Below are 2,948 nucleotides of genomic sequence, written 5' to 3'. Positions count from 1 at the left end.
ACCCAGCACTACCGGGAACGCGAGCAGGAGCACGTGGCGCAACTGGTCGGGCAACGTCACCGCCCGCCCCGCGCGGACCGCAACGCCCGCCTCGGTCGAGGAACTGTCCACCGTCATACGCAGGGCAGCCGAAGACGGCCTACGAGTGAAGGCAGTCGGCACCGGCCACTCCTTCACCAACGTCGCAGCAACCGACGGTGTGCTGATCCGGCCCGACCTCCTCACCGGCATACGCACCATCGACCGCGAAGCGGGCACCGTCACCGTAGAGGCAGGCACGGTGCTGAAGCACATGAACGCGGCCCTGGCACGGGAGGGCCTCTCGCTCACGAACATGGGCGACATCATGGAACAGACCGTCTCGGGCGCGACCAGCACGGGCACCCACGGCACGGGCCGCGACTCAGCCTCCATGGCCGCACAGATCCGCGGACTCGAACTGGTCACGGCAGACGGCACCCTCCTCACGTGTTCAACAAAGGACCACCCGGACATCTTCGCAGCGGCACGGATCGGCCTGGGGGCCCTTGGTGTGGTCAGCGCGATCACCTTCGCCGTAGAACCGCTCTTCCTCCTCGCCGCCCGTGAGGAACCGATGACCTTCGACAAGGTCACGTCAGACTTCGATGAGCTCTCCGAGACAAACGAGCACTTCGAGTTCTACTGGTTCCCCCACACCGCCAACTGCAACACCGTGCGCAACAACCGCACCATCGGACCGATTGCCCCGGTGAGCAAGCTTCGCGGCTGGCTTCGGGACGAGTTCCTCGCGAACAACATGTTCCAAGCACTCAACTCGCTGGGTCGAGCCGTCCCCGCCGCCATCCCGACCATCGCGAACGTCACCAGCCGCGGTCTCTCGGCGCGCACACACACGGACATCCCCTACAAGGTATTCACCAGCCCACGCCGCGTCCGCATGATGGAGATGGAATACGCACTCCCTCGCGAGGCCCTGGTTGCGGCACTGCAGGAACTGAAGAACATGGTCGACCGCTCAAACCTGCGCATCAGCTTCCCCGTCGAGGTTCGTACGGCTCCCGCAGACGACATCACGATGTCCCCGGCATCGGGCCGCAAGACCGCCTATGTAGCCGTGCACGTCTACAAAGGCGCGCCGTATCAGGAGTACTTCACGGCTGCGGAGCGGATCTTCACCGCATACAGCGGGCGTCCGCACTGGGGCAAGTTGCATACACGCGGCGCCGAATACTTCGCCAATGCCTACCCGAACTTCACCGAGTTCATTGCCCTACGCGACCGCCTGGACCCGCACCGGCGCTTCGACAACGACTATCTGCGGAAAGTCCTGGGGAACTGACACGGGGGGCGGCAAGAATTTCGGCTGCAAGGTGCGGCGGTCGCGTACTCGATGCCTACCTCCACCAAGAGACCGAGTTTCCATCAGGGGCGCCCTACCCAACGGCTGGACGTCACCATTGAGCCGGACTGGCTGACCACCCTGCAGCTCGTCCTCCTCTACCTCGGTGGCCCGGACGCGCTGATCAACCACGCCGACATCGCCACAGGCGGGGGCCGGACCGTCTCGCGGTCGCGCGCTGGAGTCGGGAGCTGCAGGGGGTGGACGTGGGCCGCTACCCCGCCCGTCTCTCCCGGGCTGCGCGGGTCGTGTACTGGACGACACACCTGGCGCCTCCCCTCCACAACGTCAGATGCTCGCCGCGCGAGCGAAGATCCAACAGGCCGACAGCCGCAAGGCGACCGCACGGGCAAGGAGCACGCATGAGCAGTCGGATGGGCAACCGGGTTGTCCTCATCACCGGGGCGAGTTCGGGCCTGGGCGAGGAGATGGCGCGCCAGTTCGCCGCCGCAGGCTACGACCTGGCCCTGTGCGCCCGGCGCACCGGGCGGCTCGACGCCCTCGCCGACGAGATCCACGCGTCCACGGGCAGTCGGGTTGAGACCGCTGCCCTCGATGTCACCGACAGCGCGGCCGTTGCTTCGGTGTTCCACGGCTTCGCACAGAAGTACGGGACGATCGACCGGGTCGTCGTCAACGCCGGCATCGGCAAGGGCGCTCCCCTCGGGACGGGGCAGTCCGACGCCAACCTGGCCACGGCGATGACGAACTTCGTCGGAGCGCTCGCGCAGACCGAAGCCGCCTTGGAGATCTTCCGCCGGCAAGGCCGCGGTCACCTCGTGCTCATCTCGTCCATGTCCGCCCTGCGCGGCATGCGCAAGTCCATGACGACCTATGCGGCGACCAAAGCCGGGCTGGCCTCCCTCGCGGAGGGCCTGCGATCGGAGAACATCCGAGGGCTCGACGTCTCCGTCGTCCACCCGGGCTACATCCGCTCGGAGATGAACGCCCACGTCGAGCAGAAGACCCGGTTCATGGTCGACACCAAGACCGGGGTGCGGGCAATGGTCGCCGCCATCGAGAAGCGCCGCGCCAAGGCATACGTCCCGGCGTGGCCGTGGATCCCGATCGGGATCGCCATGAAGCTCCTGCCCCTGCAGGTCGTGCGGAGGCTCACGTGAGAAAGACATACCACGGCCGGGAATCAGCCGGACACCCTCTCCACCGACGCCGCCGGGCCTTGCCCGGTCCGCGGCGAGGACGCCTTCGACTTGGCGGCCATGGCTGCCTGGCTTGCCACACACGCGACGCCGGGTGGTACTCGGCTCGACCCGTCCGGCGTCCCGGAAGTAAGACAGTTCTCCGGCGGCGTGTCGAGCCCGAACTGTCTGCTGCGCTAACCGGATGGTGATCACAGAGGCCACGCCGTGACTGTAGCGACGGGCAGTAACCGACTGGCGACGCTCGTCATGTCGGTGCGGGCGGAAGCCCACCTCGCCCCAGACAGCATCATCGTCCGCAGCGGCCGTCACGCATGGCGCTTGCGCGGTCCCAGTGCGGCGAGGAGCATTTGGAGTTCGGTCTCGGGGAGATCGGTGCGGGCGTCGGTGGATGGGGCCTCCTCCGG

Annotated in this window: 2 protein-coding genes; both read left to right on the top strand. The window is 67.0% G+C overall.

The window, feature by feature from the left end; all coding sequences use genetic code 11:
• A partial coding sequence (locus ADK55_RS12845; RefSeq protein WP_053678175.1) for a D-arabinono-1,4-lactone oxidase occupies window positions 1–1,321 on the top strand: 1,321 nt, incomplete at its 5' end.
• Window positions 1,322–1,743: 422 nt separating this feature from the next.
• Window positions 1,744–2,502, top strand: coding sequence for an SDR family oxidoreductase (locus ADK55_RS12840; RefSeq protein ID WP_234350023.1), 759 nt, complete (start codon window positions 1,744–1,746; stop codon window positions 2,500–2,502).
• The last annotated feature ends 446 nt before the right edge of the window (window positions 2,503–2,948 follow it).

It is taken from the genome of Streptomyces sp. WM4235 (assembly GCF_001279725.1).
Taxonomy (GTDB): Bacteria; Actinomycetota; Actinomycetes; order Streptomycetales; family Streptomycetaceae; genus Streptomyces.
This window is presented reverse-complemented; position numbering and strand designations above follow the sequence as displayed.